Genomic DNA, 17,064 nt, shown 5'->3' on the forward strand with positions numbered 1-17,064 from the left:
CTGGACGCTCAGACGGCCGGGACGGCAACGCCCCGGCTTCCGGCGAGAACGGGCAGCTTCATGCAAGCTGCCCGGGCTTCCCCGAGAACCCAGTCGCGGAACAGCCTGATCTTGCGCTCGCGCTGGCGCTCCTGCGGGTAGACGACCCAATAGGAACGCTCGTCGCGAACGGCATGGTTGATGGCGAAGACCAGTCGCCCGGCTGCGATGTCGTAGGCGAAGAGTTCCGGTATCGCCATCGCGACACCATGCCCGCGCAGCGCCGCCTGAATGCTCATCGCCTGCATCTGCAGCGCCATCGTCGCGCGCCCTCCGAGCTTGGGCACATCGACGCCGACATCGGCGAACCAGCTCTTCCAGCAGATATCCATCGGACTCAGCATCGGCGCCCGCAGCAGGTCCCGAGGCTCGCGCAGCTGCAATTGCTCGCGCAGCTCCGGCGTGCATAGCGGCGCGTAATGACAGGCAAACAGCCTTTCCGCCACGAGGCCGGGCCATTCCCCCAGCCCGTAGCGCAGCGCGACATCAACCGATTCCGTCGCAAAATTGACGAGGTGCTCTGTCGTTCCTACCCGCACCTCAAATTGCGGATTCTCGACCTGGAACTGGGCCAGGCGCGGCGACAGCCAGGTGATCGCCATGGTCTGCAGCGAGGAAATCGTCAGGACGGTCTGGTTCTGCTCGCAGATGTCGCGGAACACCGTTCCGATATCGGCGAGCGCCTTGCCTACTGGCCCAGCGAGCCGCTGGCCGATCGCGGTCAGCACGACCTGGCGCGGCTGACGCACGAACAGCGGCGCGCCGACACGATCCTCCAGCAGCCGGATCTGATAGCTCACCGCAGCCTGCGTCATCCCGAGTTCCTCGGCCGCACGGGTAAAGTTCTGGTGGCGCGCCGCAGCCTCGAAGACGCGGACCGCGGCAAGGGGCGGAAGCTTCGGCGGTGGCGGTTGCACGGGCATATTGAAGCATAAGCTGTCTTTATGGCAGGTGACAATCTTCCGCTTTGTCGCCGCGCTCTGTCTGGCCCAGTTTCATCCGCACAAAGCGGGCGGGAGCGCTCGCCTCCGAGAGGATCACATCATGACCTGCGCCTCCCCTGCGGCGCCGCTGGAGACGTCCGGCGGCTCGTCCCTTCTGCACGGCCTGTTCACGCTCTGGCAGCGCCACGCGGCCGGCATCCGCGCGCAGCACCGCCTGGCGGCACTCGACGATCGCGCGCTCCGTGAGCTCGGCCTTCCGCGTGATGTCGTGGAACCGCCCCATCCCCGAGACGCCATCGATCCGTGGCTCAATCGCATTCCGGGATAAGGTCGGGAGCGCATTCCCAGCAAAAGCGATTTCCACTTTTCCGCCCGATGCTCTAGACGACGGCGGAACGACCTCCATCAGATCGCAAGCCGCCATGACCACCTACAAGTCCGATTTCCTGCGCGTGCTCGACGAGCGCGGCCTCATCCATCAGGTCTCCAATGCGGAGGGCCTTGATGCTCTGTGCCGGCAGGGAACGCAGACGGCCTATGTCGGCTATGACGCGACCGCGACCAGCATTCATATCGGCAACCTGATCTCGCTGACGATGCTCTACTGGTTCCAAGAGACCGGCCACCGCCCGATCACGCTGATGGGCGGCGGCACCTCGATGGTCGGCGACCCCTCTTTCCGCGACGACCAGCGCAAGTTGCTGACGGTCGAGGAGATCGCGACCAATATCGAAAGCATCAAGCGCGTCTTCGGCCGCATCCTGCGTTATGGCGACGGGCCGACCGACGCGATGATGGCCAACAATGCCGACTGGCTGCTGAAGCTGAACTATGTCGAGTTCCTGCGCGATGTCGGCCGGCATTTCTCGGTCAACCGCATGCTCTCATTCGACTCGGTGAAGCTCAGGCTCGACCGCGAGCAGTCGCTGTCCTTCCTCGAATTCAACTACATGATCATGCAGGGCTACGACTTCGTCGAGCTCAACCGCCGCTATGGCTGCCGCCTGCAGATGGGCGGCTCCGACCAGTGGGGCAACATCATCAACGGCGTCGATCTCTCGCACCGGATGGGCGGCCCGCAGCTCTATTGCCTGACGACGCCGCTGCTGACGACGTCTTCCGGCGCCAAGATGGGCAAGACCGCCAATGGCGCGGTCTGGCTCAATGCCGACGTCTTCAGCCCCTATGATTTCTGGCAGTATTTCCGCAACACCGAGGACGCCGATGTCGGCCGCTTCCTCAAGGTGTTCACGCGGCTGCCGATGGACGAGATCGCCAAGCTGGCCGCGCTCGGCGGCGCCGAGCTCAACGAAGCGAAGAAGATCCTCGCCACCGAGATCACCGCCATCGTTCACGGTCGCGAGGCCGCCGAAGCCGCTGCCGAGACGGCGCGCAGGACCTTCGAGGAAGGCGAAACCGCCGCCGACTTGCCGAGCGTGGCGATCCCGCGCGGCGAGATCGAGCCGGGACTGGGCGTGCTGACGGCCTTCGTCAAGGCTGGGCTCGTGCCTTCGACAGGCGAGGCCCGCCGCCAGGTGAAGGCCGGCGGCCTGCGCGTCAACGATGCGGTGGTGTCCGATGAGCGCGCGACGCTCGGCCTCGGCGATCTGTCCGCGGATGGCGCGATCAAGCTCTCCTTCGGCAAGAAGAAGCACATCCTGCTGCGGCCCGAATAAGCCTCGGCAGCACTCCGCTCAGCGCGGCGGCGCCTGCCCCGGCTGGACCGGGCGTTGAGCCGGCGCGCCGCCGAGCGGATCGACGAAGCGACGCAGGATGCCCGGTGCGATCGCCGAGAGCGGGTTGATGGTCATGGTCGGCGCGCTGGCCGGGCCCGAAATCCGGAAGTTCACCGCGAAGAGGCCGCCATACTGGCTGCCGCCGCCGAGCAAGGCGCCGACCACCGGCACCTGGGCGAAGGCGTTGTTGAAGGCATAACCCGGCACGAAGGTGCCGCCGATATCGACGCGGTCACGCCCGTAGTCGACATGGCCCTGCAAGGTGAAGCCGACCTGCTGGCCCCAGATCACCATCTCGGAAACGTCGAGCCGGCTGGTCGAGCGAGTGAATTCGGCCTTGAGCTTGGTGAAGGCGACCTCGGAGGTGTCGATACGCTGCTCCTCGGCGCGGTCCCCCGAGAAAGCGCTTGCGGATTGGGCCCCGACCACGCGGCGCAGGGCCGGCTCGTCGCGCACGATGAAATTCCGGAACATCAGATCGCCGCTCTGGCTTGGTCCCGCCCCCATGGTCAGGACGAGATCACCGCCATGGGCCCTGTTGTAGAGATCGAGGAAGCGCAGCAGCGAGCCGCCATTCTCGGATTGCACGACAAGGCGCTCACCCTGTCGGCCCTGGCGCGCCGTCACATCGGCCTTGCCGATCCGGCCCTGGAAGTTTGCCGTCCGGATCTCGCCGCCCCGCCTGGAAAGCTTGAGCGTGCCGTTGGTGATGGCCTCGTTGTTGAAGCCGGTCAGGATCGGCACGTCGAGGTCGACATCGTAGTCGCCATCCCTGGCTCCCGCCTTGTCCCCGCCTTTGGGCGATGGGGCTGCGCCCTGGATATCCTTGATGAAGGGGCGCAGATCCGCGACGGCGCCGCGCACCGAGAGTTTGGTGACGTTGCCGTCCCGCCTCAGGTCGAGCTTCAGATTGTCGCCGGGAGAGATACGGAACTGCGACAGGCTGGCGGCGTCGAGGCCGTTCTGTCTGTTCAGCTCGACGCGCCCCTTGATCAGGGCGGGCGCCGCATCGAGCGTAAAATCCTCCAGATCCGGCCCGTCAGCGTCGTTGACATAGAGGAAGCTGAGCTTGCCCGCGCGGCCGGCCGGCTTGCTCAGGCCGGGAACGACGCCATCGAGCGCGACCTTGGTCAGATCGATCTCGACGCGCGGCGGTCCATCGCCGCCCTTGCCGAGAACCTTCGTGACCTTCACGGGGAGCGTTCCCGAAATGCCGGAATCCGCGCCGAAGCCACGCCTCTGCCGGGCTGCTGCGTCGAGGTTGAGCTGGAGGGTGGCTTCGCCCTGCCCCTTGCCGCTCTGCTTCAGCTCGATGGTGGCCTTGTCGCCGCCGATGCGCGCATCGCCCTTCAGGGCCAGACCGTTGCGATCGACATTGACGGAAAGATTGCCGCCTTCGAGCCTCTCGCTGCCCAGGAGCGTATCCGAGCTGACATTCGTCAGCGTCCCTGTCGCGGCCACCGTAATCTCGTCCGGCTTCAGATCATTTGCGAGCGGCAGGCCGATGGTGACCTTGAGGTCGCTGGTGCCCTTGATGGCGCCAGGGTCGATCTGGCCCAGATTGAAATCCTTCAGGGACGGAAAGGCGAACAGCGCGGCCAGCGAATCCATCGAGCCCTGCGACCGGAAGCCGATCCGGGCCGGGGCCCGGTGCACCGCGTAGTCGGGCATGGCGAAGCTGCCTTCGCTGAGCAGCAGCTGCCGTCCGTTGCCAAGCTCGGCGGTGGCATTGCCGATCGCCAGTTGCACGGTCCGTCCCGTCACCTTGCCGGTGACGGTCGCATCCGCCAGCGGCGGCAGGCCGGGATCGGGCAGATAGCGCACCTGATCGGCATCGATCAGGACCGAAAGGGCGCCGTCCGGCAGACCATGGCCGCGGATCAGGCGGGCATGATCGGCCGCCGGCAGATCGAGATCGACCGACAGCGACTTCATCCGGCCGGCTGCGAGCTGATGGTGCAAGGTCTGATGCACATGGGTTGAGGTGAATTCAGGCCAGATCGCGAGGAGCGCCCGCACGTCGGAATCACGCGCCTTGATCGTGAAGCGCTGCTGCGGGGATTCGCCCTGCTTCTGGACAAAGGCGGTCATGTCGACGGTCGCGGCAGGTCCGCGGATCGCCGCCTGCTCGATCGTCACCGTGGCGTTCGCCGGGTCGATTTTCAGCGCTGCCTTCAGGCTGTCGATGCGAACGGCAGGGTCCGTGGCATCGAGGCCAGCGAGCTGGCCCCCGGCATCGATCGCAGCGACCCAGGCCCCGTTGTCGGCGCGGAGCGAGCCGGTCCCGATCAACTGCGTCGTACCGGCCCTGAACTCGGCCTTGCGGATGTCGAGCTGCGTGAGGTCGGCGCCGCTCGCCAGTTCGAGATGGACGGAATCGACCGCCATCGGCGGCATCGGGCCATCCGGGAAACGCACCTGGCCGGCGCTGATATCGATCTGCGCGGTAATCGACTTGCGTCCGTCCGGCGTCTGGCGGAGCGTCGCCTTGCCCTGGAGCGGCAGGCCTTCCAGGCTCACCCCGGTGCCCAGGGCCAGCGCCACGATCTCGGCCGGCTCGAAGCGCAGGATGTCGATGTCGGCTCGCTGCGTGCCGTCGGCCTCGGTCGACAGATCGACGGCGATGTCCTTCCAGCGCTGGCCGGTGCGCCCCTTCATGGTCAGCCGGGTTCCGCGCTCGCCGGTGCGGGTGAGCCTGATCTCGACATCCTCGAGGCCCGCCTTCTGACGACCGTCGGGATCGACGAGCGCCAGCCGGGCACCATTCATGCCGGCGGTCTCCAGCGAGCCGAGCAGCCCGTCGCCGCGCGCCAGCATCGAGATCGCCCCCATGATACCGGTGAAGGCGTTCCATTGCGCGGCATCCGGCAGCGACGGCGTTGGCGGCGTCTCGGCGGGCGCCGCGTCGGCGTTGACGACGAGAACGCCTTCCTTGTTGACGCCGAGGCGGACATTGACGCCGCGCAGATCGACGGAAACCAGCCGGATATCGCCCTTGAGCAGCGCGAGCGGCTCATAGCCGAGAACGGCCTCAGGCGCGCGGATGATCGCGCCACTGGCATGCCGGAACAGGACCTGGCGAACCTTGAGCTGGGAATGGCCGTCCGTCCGGCTGAGCTCCGCCGATGCAGCCTCGACCGTCCAGCCCGGCCCCAGCCGCTCCTCGATCGCCGCGGAGATGCGCCCCTCCAGCCCCGACAGCGGGATGATCCCGGTCGCCAGAAGCGTGACCGCTGCGCCCGCCAGAACCAGGATGGCCACCGTGATCGCGACGCAGATCGTCGCCAGCCCGGCTTTCGCGCCGCGCTTCACGATCTCGACCTCACAGGCTTCGCGTTCGGCCTGCGTTTCAGCACGCCGCGAAGCCGTGGCCCCTACTTCCTCATCCGCCAAGATGCGCGTGGTCCTTTTCGGCGCCGGGCATCGGCCTGCCGCAGAGTGCGTCTGTTCGCCTCTTGCCGCAATCCCGCCAGACGGCATGCATGTCGATGAGGCCAGACGAAGCGATTCGGCAATCCGGAAAGGACATGCCACTTGCTTCGCTGGCCGATAGTATCGCCGGCCTGCCTTATCGTGTTCGGCGGTCCATGCAGCGAGAAGGCGACAAAAGGAAGGCGACGGCCATGACATTGCAGGAAGGTAATCCGGCCCCCGATTTCAGGCTGCCGCGGGACGGTGGCGGCGAGATCAGCCTGTCGGAGCTGCGCGGCCGGAAGGTCGTGCTCTACGCCTATCCGAAAGACAACACCCCGGCCTGCACGCAGGAGGCGATCGCCTTCAACCGCCTGCGACAGGCCTTCGCGGATTGCGGGACAGAGATTATCGGCGTGTCGCCGGATTCCGTGAAGCGTCACGGCAATTTCAAGCGCAAATATGAGCTGGACTTCGCTCTGCTGGCCGACGAGGAGCAGAAGCTCGCTTCCGCCTACGGCATCTGGGTCGAGAAGAGCCTATATGGCCTCAAATTCATGGGGATCGAACGGTCGACCTTCCTGATCGACGCCGAGGGCCGCCTTGCCCGGATCTGGCGCAAGGTCAAGGTCGCCGGCCATGCCGAGGACGTGCTGGCTGCAGCGCAGGACTTGTAAGCCGGCGCGTCAGAATTTGCGAAAGATTAACCCTAACGATCTCTAATTGCGGCATCGGCAGCGTTCTTTCCGGTTCCGCGTATGCATCATCAGTCACAAACGGGCCCCGCTCTCTCGGCCGTCGGCCTGGTCACCCACAAGACCTACACGATCCGCCGCTCGACGATGCTCGCCGGGCTCGCCTGGCTCGCCCTCACCACGGCCTGCTCTGGCGGCGCCGCCTGGTACATCCTCAGCCGGGACGACCTCGCCGCCCGGCTGATAGCCCGCGAAACCACCCGCCAATACGCCTATGAAGACCGGATCGCGGCATTGCGCGCCGATATCGACCGTTATGCCAGCCGTGCCCTGCTCGACCAGGACGGCGTCGAATCACGAGTCGACGAACTCGCAACCCGGCAGGCCGAACTCGAATCGCGCCAGTCTCTCGTCACCGCCCTCGCCGATTCCCTGCAATCGAACGGCCTCGCGCCGGCCGCGAAGCTGCCGCTGCGCGCGAACGTCATCAAGCCGGCCGAGCCGATCCGCGCTTCCGGCGTCACGAGTTTCGCGCCGATCATGCCGACCAAGCCGATGCCGGCCCCGGAAGCGCCGCCGCTGCGCGGCGCCGAGGCCAATGCCGCCGAGGGCTGGCAATCGGGCGAGGCGCCGGCCGAGCCGCCCGCCAAGCGCGTCGAAGCCACGCTGACCCGGCTCGACAAGGCGATGGCGAGCACGACCGAAGCCCAGATCGCCGCGCTGAAGGACATGGACGAAACGCTGGCCGCGACCCAGAAGCGGCTCCGCACCGCGTTGGCGGAAACCGGCCTCGACGCCGAGCGCCTCTCGCCCCCGGGCAATGCAGGTGGTGTCGGCGGCCCCTTCGTCCCGGTCAAGCTCGACCCCGCCGCCGGCCCGTTCGAGGCGACGCTGACCGCATTGCAGCCGCGCATGGCCTCGGTCATGCGCCTGCGCGGTGTGATCGATCAGCTCCCCCTCGCCCGGCCGATGGCCGGCGACCACGATTTCACGTCGAATTTCGGATACCGGACCGACCCCTTCACCCGCGGGCTCGCCCTGCATACCGGCGTGGATTTCCGGGCCGAGACGGGAGCCTCGATCCTCGCCACCGCGCCCGGCAAGGTTGTCGCCGCCGAGTACAATGGCGGCTACGGCAACATGGTCGAAGTCGAGCACGCCAATGGTCTGAGCACGCGCTACGCCCATATGTCGGCGATCTCGGTCTCTGTCGGCCAAATCGTGAAGACCGGCTCGGTTCTCGGCCGCGTCGGTTCGACCGGCCGCTCGACCGGCCCGCATCTGCACTACGAGACCCGCATCAACGACGAGCCGGTCGATCCCACGCGCTTCCTGCGCGCCGGCGGCAAGCTCCTCGCCAACGCGCTCTGAGCCTCGGCCAAAACGAAAAAAGCCGCGCAGGTCGCGCGGCTTTTCTGTGTGGAAGCGGTGGATCGCTCAGTCGATGTCCTCGACCTCGACCTCGGTTCCGTAGACGCGCTGGGCCAGCGATGCCTCCATGAACGGGTCGAGATCGCCGTCGAGCACCGCGGAAGGGTCTGTCGAGGCCACTCCAGTGCGCAGATCCTTCACGAGCTGATAGGGCTGCAGCACATAGGATCGAATCTGATGGCCCCAGCCGATATCGGTCTTCGAGGCCTGCTCGGCATTGGCCTTCTCTTCGCGCTTCTTCAGCTCGACCTCGTAAAGCCGTGCGCGCAGCATGTCCCAGGCCTTGGCCCGGTTCTTGTGCTGCGAGCGCTCCTGCTGGCAGGAGACCGCGATCCCCGTCGGAAGATGCGTGATACGCACGGCCGAATCGGTCGTGTTGATGTGCTGCCCGCCCGCGCCCTGCGCGCGATAAGTGTCGATCCGGCAGTCCGACTCCTTCACATCGATGACGATGCGGTCGTCGACAACCGGATAGACCCAGACCGAGGCAAAGGAAGTCTGACGCCGCGCGTTCGAATCAAAGGGCGAGATGCGCACCAGCCGATGCACGCCGGATTCGGTCTTCAGCCAGCCATAGGCGTTATGCCCCTTGAACTGGAGTGTCGCCGACTTGATGCCGGCGGTGTCGCCGTCCTGATATTCGAGCGTCTCGACCTTGAACTTCCGCCGCTCGCCCCAGCGCCGATACATGCGCAGCAGCATCTCGGCCCAGTCCTGGCTCTCGGTACCGCCCGCGCCGGGATGGATCTCGATATAGGTGTCGAGCATATCCGCTTCGCCGGAGAGCAGCGTCTCGACCTGAAGGCGCGCCGCTTCGTCCTGAATGGCCTTGATCGCCTGCTCGCCCTCGGTGACGGTTGCCTCGTCCTCCTCCATCTCGCCAAGCTCGATCAGCGTGAGCGCGTCGTCGAGCTCGCGTTCGAGCTTGGTGATGCCCTCGATCTGGGTTTCCAGCGAGGTTCGCTCGCGCATCAGCTTCTGCGCGGCTTCGGCATCGTTCCAGAAATCGGGTCCCTCCGAGAGGGCGTTGAGTTCCGCTAGGCGGCGCTGGGCTTGATCCCAGTCAAAGATGCCTCCTCAGCAGTCCGATCGACTGCTTGGCGTTATCGAGTTGCGTCTGGATTTCGGGGCGCATGATTCCGTCGAAACGTCCTTGTGAGCTCTGTGTTCGAGCGTTGAGATAGGGGTGAAAGCCGCGGCTGTAAACGCCCGCCTTGGCCTGAACCTGCGAGGGCGAATGCAATCTCGAATAGCAAAATGCCCGGAGCAGAACTCCGGGCACCGCAAAACGGTCGTCCGCTCAGTAGAGGCCGCCGGTTCCCGAACCGATGGCGCGGCCACCGGCGCCGGGGCCGACGGAGAGCGGCGCGCTGCCGTCACCCGCCGCACCGATCACGGAATAGCTGTCCGGCGGCGCGGTACCCGGCTTGAAGGCTTCGAGAATGCCGCCCTCGCCGCCAGCCCGCATACCGGTCTTCGGATCGACGCGGATCAGCTTGATGCCGGCCGGCACGCGGAACGGCGTAGCCGGCTTGTCCTTCAGCGCGACCGTCATGAAGTCGCGGAAGATCGGCGCGGCATACTGGCCGGCGGTGGCGGAGGTGCCGAGCGACTTCGGCTTGTCGAAGCCCATATAGACGCCCACCGCGAGGTCCGGCGAGAAGCCGACGAACCAGACGTCCTTGGCGTCGTTGGTCGTGCCGGTCTTGCCGGCGAGCGGCTTGCCGACCGACTTGACCACCGTCGCCGTACCGGCGTTGACCACGCCTTCGAGGATCGAGACCATCTGGTAGGCGGTCAGCGGATCGAGCACCTGCTCGCGGTTATCGATCAGGCGCGGCTCCGACTGGTTCGCCCACTTGTCGGCGTTGCAGCCTTCGCAGACGCGCTGGTCATGGCGATAGATGGTCGTGCCCGTGCGGTCCTGGATGCGGTCGATCAGCGTCGGGCGGATGCGCCGGCCGCCATTGACGAGCATCGAATAGCCCGCCGTCATACGCATGACCGTGGTCTCGCCAGCGCCGAGCGCCATCGAGAGGACGGGCTGCAGATCGTCATAGACGCCGAAGCGGCGGGCATATTCCGCGATCAGCGGCATGCCGACATCCTTGGCGAGGCGCACCGTCATCAGGTTCTTCGAGAACTGAATGCCGTAGCGCAGCGTGCGCGGGCCGGTGAACTTGCCGTCGTAGTTCTCCGGGCGCCACATGCCGAGGCCCGGGCCCTGGTCGATCTCGATCGGGGCGTCGAGCACGATGCTCGACGGGGTGTAGCCGTTGTCGAGCGCCGTCGCATAGACGAATGGCTTGAAGGAGGAGCCCGGCTGGCGCAGCGCCTGCGTCGCGCGATTGAATTCCGACTGGTCGTGCGAGAAGCCGCCGACCATGGCGAGCACGCGGCCCGAGAACGGGTCCATCACAACGATGGCGCCATTGACCTCGGGCAGCTGGCGCAGGCGCGCAAAGCCGGGCCGGCTTTCCATCGGCTCGACATAGACGACATCGCCAACCGAAACCGCCTGCGAGACACGCGCCCGGCGCGTCCACTTGATGCCGTCGGCGGCAAGCGTGACGGTCTGGCGCTCCTTGTTGAGGTGGCCGGCATTGTCGCGCAGCGGATGCAGGCCGAGCTTGGCGCTGTCGCCATTGGACTCGAGCACGACCGCAAGCCGCCAGGGCGCGACGTCGCCGAGGACAGGCAGTTCGCCGATGGCGCCGCCCCAGTCCTTGCCGGTGTCGAGCTTCTGGATCGCGCCGCGCCAGCCACGCGCCTCGTCGAAGCGCACGAGGCCATCGACAAGCGCCTTGCGCGCCATCAGCTGAGTCTTGGGATCGACGGTGGCGCGGACAGACAGGCCGCCCTCAAGCAGCTTCTTCTCGCCGTAGCGGTCCTGAAGCTCGCGCCGGATCTCCTCGGCGAAATAGCCGGCCGCGATCTGGTTCGGCGAAACCGCGCGCGGATTGACGCCGAGCGGTTGCTTCTTCGCTTCCTCGCCGACCTCGCGCTTGACGTAGCCGTTCTCGACCATGCGGTCGATGACGTAGTTGCGGCGCTCGATCGCACGGTCGCGGTTGCGGAAGGGATGCAGATCGGAGGGCGCCTTCGGCAGGGCGGCGAGATAGGCCGCTTCCTGAAGGTTGAGCTCGTGGACCGATTTGCCGAAATAGTTCAGCGCGGCGGCGGCTATGCCATAGCTGCCCTGCCCCGGGGCCGGCGCGCCGAGATAGATCTCGTTCAGATAGAGCTCGAGAATCTTGTCCTTCGAATAGGTCGATTCGAGCTTCAGCGCGACGAGCGCCTCGCGGATCTTGCGCTCAATCGACTGCTCGGGGCTCAGGAAGAAGTTTTTCGCGACCTGCTGGGTGATGGTCGAGGCGCCCTGCGGCCGGCGGTTGGCGCTGCGGTTGCGATAGTTGGAGATCGCGGCGCGGACGAGACCTTCGGGGTCGACGCCCATATGCTTGTAGAAATTCTTGTCCTCGGCCGAGATATAGGCGTCGACGACGAGCTTCGGCACAGCCTGGATCGGCAGGTACAGACGCCGCTCGCGGGCATATTCGGCGATCAGACTGCCGTCGCCCGCATGGACGCGCGTCATCACCGGCGGCTCGTAATTCCGAAGCTGGGCGTAGTCGGGCAGGTCCTGCGAATAATGCCAGATCAGGCCGCCGGCCAAGGCAGCAACGATCACGAAGGCGATCGCGCCGGCGGCGAACAACCATCCGAAGATTCGCAGAATGAACCGCATCTCAGGCCTTGGACCCCATCTCTGCCACCCGACGGGCGCCAAATCGGGGCGCGTCGCAAATCAGAGCTATAACATGACGTAGATGGCGGAACCGTGGCCTTGCGACCACATTCGGCATGATCCGACACTGGGTCGGAACGCAGCGGCACCACCGCGATACCGGAGCATCCAGCGCGGCTTCTCCGAATCGCCGCGACGCTCCATCTCCCTGTTTGGTCGCATTTTCTTCGCGTGACCAGTATTCGCCTCGCTCGAAGATGCTCTAGTTGCGATTCTCCGCTGCCTTGCCGACGGAGGCGCGCTCCCTGGCGAAATAGTCTTCCACCGCAGCCGAGACCGCCGTCACCGCCTTGCCGCGCCATTCGGGCGAATTCAGCAGTTCGGCGTCCTTTGGGCTCGACATGTAGCCGAGCTCGATCAGCACCGAGGGCACGTCCGGCGCGCTCAGCACCCAGAAACGAGCCGAGCGCAGCGGAATCTTGTGCATCTTGATCGAGCCACCGAGCTTGTCGACGAGGTTGCGGGCGAACACGCCGGTGAAGGTCCGCGTCTCGCGGCGTGCCAGATCCATCAGGATGCCCGCGACATCCTGAACCTCCTCGCGCGTCTCCAGGCCTGCTGCCGCATCCGCCTCGTTTTCCTTGGCGGCGAGCTTGGCTGCTTCGGCGTCGGTCGCCCGCTCGGAGCGGGTATAGACGGTGGCGCCACGCACATCCTGCGCCTGCATCAGCGAATCGGCATGGATCGAGATGAACAGGTCGGCCTGCTCGTCGCGGCCCGTCTGCACCCGGTCCGAAAGCGAGACGAAACGGTCGTCGTCGCGGGTCATCACGACGCGATAGCGGCCGGAGGCTTCCAACTGCTCCTTGAGCGCCTTGCCGAAGGCGAGCACGACCGATTTCTCGGAGATGGAAGCAACCATGGTGCCGGGGTCGATACCGCCATGGCCGGGATCGATGACGACGACGCGGCGCGTCTCGCCGCGGGGCTTGGCGGCGGGAAGCGCCGGCGCAGGCGCTTCCTGCACTTTCTTTGCCTTGGCCGCCTCGGCCAGGAAATCGGCACGCGCAGCCTTCTTCAGCTCGATCGTGAGCTCGCCGAAGCCGCCGCGCACGGGTTTCACCTCGGTCCTGGCGATCGTGGCCGGCTGCGAAAGATCGATGATGATTCGGGCCCTGTCGGCGGTGAAGAGGCCGTAGCGATAGGCGCTGACGAAGCCGGCAGCCTTTTTCGCACTGCCCTGGATCTGGAAGTTGGTCGACGGCATCTCGACGATGACGCGGTCCGGCGAGGCTTGCACCCAAGCCTCGATCTCGACCATCGAAGACATCGTCATGGTCAGGCGCACGCTGTCGCCGCTCTGCTCGAGGCGCGCATCGGTCGCGACCGGATACTCGTTCTGCGGCTTGCTCTCGCTGCGCGCCGGCACGGAGGCGAATATGAGCCCGCAGGCCAAGGCGATGAAGGCGGCACCCCGCAGGATATTGCGGGACGATCGACCTTCCGGACCCTGAACAGCGTGGCGCATGCGCGAAAACAGCTGGAAAATCCCGTTCGATATTACCAAGGCTTAACCATAACGGGGGTGAAATCTTAAGAGGCGGTTACCACCTCTCAAGGAGGGCGTGAACCGCTCGGGGACCGGGTCGGCGAAATGCGGCTGTCATGTGACTTGCAAATCACCATCACCTGTCTGTAATGGAATTGGCTGCCCGTCAGCCTGCCCATGGGACACACCCGGATCGAGCGATCCGTCGGCGTCCGGTCAGGCTGTGCCACCTTCTCCCTCGGGAGCGGCGGCGGGTAGCCACAACGGATCGTCCGCAGACGGTTGGTACGGGGATTGCGAGTGTTCTGCGCCCCACCTTGTCTCGCGAGCGTGCAAACGCGATGGGCCGGCCGCCAGGCAGACGCATCGCAGGTCAGGACAGATGACGGGGCAAAAGACGACGCTAGCACCTGAGGTGAACCGTCCGAACCTGCGGGACCGCGCCGGGCTTCAAGCCCGAGCAGCGCTCCCGAGCCGTATTCCTGTCCAGGCTAGTCTTTCCCACCTCCTGCAACATGCCGGCTCGTTCCGGCCTCAGCGCGGCGCCCCTGGCCGCGGCGGCGGATTCTCATCCGTAGCCGCGCCTGCACAGGCGACCGCGCCAATGGAAGTTTCATATGGCCAACAAGATGCTTATCGATGCCACCCACCCGGAGGAGACCCGGGTCGTGGTGGTCCGCGGATCCCGCGTCGAAGAGTTTGATTTCGAATCCGCCAGCCGCAAGCCGCTGCGGGGGAATATCTATCTCGCCAAGGTGACGCGCGTTGAGCCGTCGCTTCAGGCGGCGTTCGTGGAGTATGGCGGCAATCGGCACGGATTCCTCGCCTTCTCCGAAATCCACCCGGACTACTATCAGATCCCCGTCGCCGACCGGCAGGCGCTCATCGAGGACGAGGCGCGTGCCGAACGCGACGAGGAGCGCGACGAGGAGCGCCGCGAGAAGCGCGGCCGCCGCGATCGCGGGCGCCGTGGCGACCGTGACCACCGCGCCAAGAAGGCCGCGGCCGACGAGACCGTCTCGGCCGAGGTCGAGGCGAATGGCGAGGACCGCGTCGAGACCGACGGCAAGGAAGCCGCCATGGTCAACGAGGGCGCGCCGGCCTTCGGCGAGTACTTCGCCCCGGCAGTTGCCGAATCGACGACCGAGGACGCCGCCGAGAATGCCGCCCCGCTGACTTTCGAGACGGTCGAGGCGACCGCCTCGGCGAATGAGGACTCGGCTTCCGTGGAAGACGCCGAGGCTTCGGAAGTCGAGGCCCGCAAGCCGTCCGAGGACGAAGGCTCCGAGGATGGCGACGACGAGGAGAACGGCGAGGAGGCCGAAGAGGCTCCCGAGCAGCTCGGCGGCGGCGACGCCCTCGACGACATGCCGGAGCGCCCGCACCGGCAGTCGCGCCGCCAGTACAAGATCCAGGAGGTGATCAAGCGCCGCCAGATCATCCTGGTCCAGGTCGTCAAGGAAGAGCGCGGCAACAAGGGCGCGGCGCTCACCACCTATCTCTCGCTCGCCGGCCGCTATTCGGTGCTGATGCCGAACACCGGCAAGGGCGGCGGCATCTCGCGCAAGATCACCAACGCCGAGGACCGCAAGCGCCTCAAGGAGATCGCCCAGGAGCTCGAGGTTCCCGAGGGGATGGGCCTCATCCTGCGCACGGCCGGCGCCTCGCGCACCAAGGTCGAGATCCGGCGCGACTACGAGTATCTGATGCGGATGTGGGAGAGCGTGCGCGAGCTGACGCTGGCCTCTGTCGCCCCGGCGCTGGTCTATGAGGAGGGCAACCTCGTCAAGCGCTCGATCCGCGACCTCTATAACAAGGATATCGACGAGGTTCACGTCGCCGGCGAGGAGGCTTATCGCGAGGCCAAGGACTTCATGCGCATGCTCATGCCGAGCCATGCCAAGAGCGTGAAGCCCTATCGCGAGCAGACCCCGCTATTCGCCAGCTTCGGCGTCGAGAGCCAGCTCGACGCGATGTTCTCGAACACCGTCACGCTCAGGTCCGGCGGCTATCTCGTGATCAACCAGACGGAAGCGCTGGTCGCGATCGACATCAACTCGGGTCGCTCGACCCGCGAGCACAATATCGAGGACACCGCCCTCAAGACCAATCTCGAAGCTGCAGAGGAAATCTCTCGCCAGCTCCGCCTGCGCGACCTCGCCGGCCTCATCGTGATCGATTTCATCGACATGGAGGAAAACCGGAACAATCGGGCGGTCGAGAAGAAGCTGAAGGAGTGCCTCAAGGACGACCGCGCCCGCATCCAGGTCGGCCGCATCTCGGCCTTCGGCCTGCTGGAGATGTCGCGCCAGCGCATCCGCACCGGCGTGCTCGAAAGCTCCTCTGTCCCGTGCCCGCATTGCGCCGGCGCCGGCATGATCCGTTCGACGTCGTCCGTCTCGCTGCAGATCCTGCGTGCGCTGGAGGAGACCCTGATCAAAAGCGCCTCGCACAACCTCACCGTCCGCACCCGGCCGGAGGTCGCGCTCTACGTCCTCAACCAGAAGCGCGCGCATCTGGCCGATCTCGAGAACCGGTTCGCTATCGCGATCACGGTCTCGACCGATCCGAACCTGCTCGGCACCCGCTACTTCGAGGTCGAGCGCGGCGAGTTCGTCGGCAATGAAGGCCGGGTGATCCCGACCAGCTTCAAGGCCGAAGCCATCGCCTCCGATGTCGATGACGAGGCGCTGGATGCTGCGGCCGAGGCTGCCGCGCTCGATGCCGAGACCGGCGACAACGAGACGACTGCCAGCGAAGCCCAGGACGAACGCGGCGAAGGCGACCGCGAGAATCGCCGCCGCCGCCGTCGCCGCCGTCGTCGGCGTGGCGGAGAGCGCGACGACCAGGGCCAGCAGCTCGAAGCGGGTCACGGCGAGGACGCCGAGGGCGATGAGGGCGAGGACGGAGACGACGCGGCCGAGGGCACGGATGTCGAGGTCGTTGCCGAGGCCGTGATCGAGGCTCCTGCCACTGAGGCCGCGCCGGAACCGGCTGCCGAAGAGGCGGCGCCTGCGGAGCCGGCAAAGCCGAAGCGCAGCCGCGCCCGCAAGCCGAAGGCCGAGGCCAAGGAGGTTGAAGCCAAGACGGAGACGGCCACGGCCGAAGCCGCGCCGGCGGAGAAGCCCAAGCGCAGCCGCTCGCGCAAGAAGGTCGTGCCGATCACCGAAGGCGGGGAAGCCGCTGCCGAGACCGCTCCGGCCGCTGCCGAGGCGCAGCCTGAGGCCCCGGCCGCAGTGCCCGAGCCCGTTGCAGCCCCGGCCGAGCCCACTCCGGCGCCTGAGCCGGCTCCCGCTCGGGCCCCCGCGGAAGAGCCCGTTGCGGTCGTGCTGACGGAGCCGGACCCGAACCGCCCGAAGCGCGGCGGCTGGTGGAACAGGCTCGCCGGCCGCTCCTGAGCGCTCGCTTCCGAAACGATCGATGCAAAGCCCGCCGCCACCAGCGGCGGGCTTTGTTTTTCGGGGGCGCTTGGCGGCCGCGTCTCGACCCGGCATTGTGGTCGCCGGCTGAT

Annotated in this window: 10 protein-coding genes; 5 read left to right on the forward strand and 5 right to left on the reverse strand. The window is 66.4% G+C overall.

What is annotated here, in order from left to right; translation table 11 throughout:
* Nucleotides 1-8: 8 nt before the first annotated feature.
* On the reverse strand, nucleotides 9-956 hold the full coding sequence (gcvA, locus tag AB4Z16_RS21850) for a transcriptional regulator GcvA (protein WP_441513443.1): 948 nt from the start codon (nucleotides 954-956) through the stop codon (nucleotides 9-11).
* Nucleotides 957-1,083: 127 nt separating this feature from the next.
* On the opposite strand from gcvA, the gene AB4Z16_RS21855 reads away from it, so the two are divergent.
* Together AB4Z16_RS21855 and tyrS are read left to right on the forward strand one after the other, a co-directional pair.
* A complete protein-coding gene (locus AB4Z16_RS21855) occupies nucleotides 1,084-1,311 on the forward strand; it encodes a hypothetical protein (RefSeq protein ID WP_441513444.1) in 228 nt (75 codons plus the stop codon).
* 94 nt (nucleotides 1,312-1,405) lie between these two features.
* Entirely contained in the window at nucleotides 1,406-2,659 is a 1,254-nt protein-coding gene (gene tyrS, locus AB4Z16_RS21860; RefSeq protein ID WP_441513445.1) for a tyrosine--tRNA ligase, read from the forward strand.
* A gap of 18 nt (nucleotides 2,660-2,677) precedes the next feature.
* Here the strand turns inward: tyrS and AB4Z16_RS21865 are convergent, their stop codons facing one another.
* On the reverse strand, nucleotides 2,678-6,112 hold the full coding sequence (locus AB4Z16_RS21865) for a hypothetical protein (RefSeq protein ID WP_441513446.1): 3,435 nt from the start codon (nucleotides 6,110-6,112) through the stop codon (nucleotides 2,678-2,680).
* Between the two features lie 230 nt (nucleotides 6,113-6,342).
* On the opposite strand from AB4Z16_RS21865, the gene AB4Z16_RS21870 reads away from it, so the two are divergent.
* Together AB4Z16_RS21870 and AB4Z16_RS21875 are read left to right on the forward strand one after the other, a co-directional pair.
* Nucleotides 6,343-6,807: a peroxiredoxin gene (locus AB4Z16_RS21870; protein ID WP_441513447.1), complete on the forward strand. Its 465-nt coding sequence runs from the start codon at nucleotides 6,343-6,345 to the stop codon at nucleotides 6,805-6,807.
* An 81-nt stretch (nucleotides 6,808-6,888) separates the two neighbouring features.
* Nucleotides 6,889-8,196, forward strand: a complete 1,308-nt coding sequence (locus tag AB4Z16_RS21875) for a M23 family metallopeptidase (RefSeq protein ID WP_441513448.1) — start codon at nucleotides 6,889-6,891, stop codon at nucleotides 8,194-8,196.
* A 66-nt stretch (nucleotides 8,197-8,262) separates the two neighbouring features.
* Here the strand turns inward: AB4Z16_RS21875 and prfB are convergent.
* From prfB to AB4Z16_RS21890, 3 genes are all read right to left on the reverse strand, one after another.
* Nucleotides 8,263-9,391 (reverse strand): peptide chain release factor 2 gene (gene prfB / locus AB4Z16_RS21880; RefSeq protein WP_441513449.1). Its coding sequence is split into 2 segments (ribosomal slippage): nucleotides 8,263-9,321 and nucleotides 9,323-9,391, totalling 1,128 coding nucleotides; the frame shifts between segments, so codons are not numbered across the junction.
* Between the two features lie 165 nt (nucleotides 9,392-9,556).
* Nucleotides 9,557-12,004, reverse strand: a complete 2,448-nt coding sequence (locus AB4Z16_RS21885) for a penicillin-binding protein 1A (protein ID WP_441513450.1) — start codon at nucleotides 12,002-12,004, stop codon at nucleotides 9,557-9,559.
* A gap of 262 nt (nucleotides 12,005-12,266) precedes the next feature.
* Nucleotides 12,267-13,532, reverse strand: coding sequence for an N-acetylmuramoyl-L-alanine amidase (locus AB4Z16_RS21890; protein ID WP_441513451.1), 1,266 nt, complete (start codon nucleotides 13,530-13,532; stop codon nucleotides 12,267-12,269).
* Nucleotides 13,533-14,170: 638 nt separating this feature from the next.
* Between AB4Z16_RS21890 and AB4Z16_RS21895 the strand changes: the two genes are divergently transcribed.
* Nucleotides 14,171-16,951: an Rne/Rng family ribonuclease gene (locus tag AB4Z16_RS21895; RefSeq protein ID WP_441513452.1), complete on the forward strand. Its 2,781-nt coding sequence runs from the start codon at nucleotides 14,171-14,173 to the stop codon at nucleotides 16,949-16,951.
* Nucleotides 16,952-17,064 lie beyond the last annotated feature (113 nt).

It is taken from the genome of Allobosea sp. TAF32, from assembly GCF_052113585.1.
Taxonomy (GTDB): Bacteria; Pseudomonadota; Alphaproteobacteria; order Rhizobiales; family Beijerinckiaceae; genus Allobosea.

Bases quoted from the DNA above. Each gene is read 5' to 3' on its own strand.
- AB4Z16_RS21855 (WP_441513444.1), top strand. From the start codon at position 1,084: ATGACCTGCGCCTCCCCTGCGGCGCCGCTGGAGACGTCCGGCGGCTCG.
- tyrS (WP_441513445.1), top strand. From the start codon at position 1,406: ATGACCACCTACAAGTCCGATTTCCTGCGCGTGCTCGACGAGCGCGGC.
- AB4Z16_RS21885 (WP_441513450.1), bottom strand. From the start codon at position 12,004: ATGCGGTTCATTCTGCGAATCTTCGGATGGTTGTTCGCCGCCGGCGCG.
- AB4Z16_RS21875 (WP_441513448.1), top strand. From the start codon at position 6,889: ATGCATCATCAGTCACAAACGGGCCCCGCTCTCTCGGCCGTCGGCCTG.
- AB4Z16_RS21870 (WP_441513447.1), top strand. From the start codon at position 6,343: ATGACATTGCAGGAAGGTAATCCGGCCCCCGATTTCAGGCTGCCGCGG.
- AB4Z16_RS21895 (WP_441513452.1), top strand. From the start codon at position 14,171: ATGGCCAACAAGATGCTTATCGATGCCACCCACCCGGAGGAGACCCGG.
- AB4Z16_RS21890 (WP_441513451.1), bottom strand. From the start codon at position 13,532: ATGCGCCACGCTGTTCAGGGTCCGGAAGGTCGATCGTCCCGCAATATC.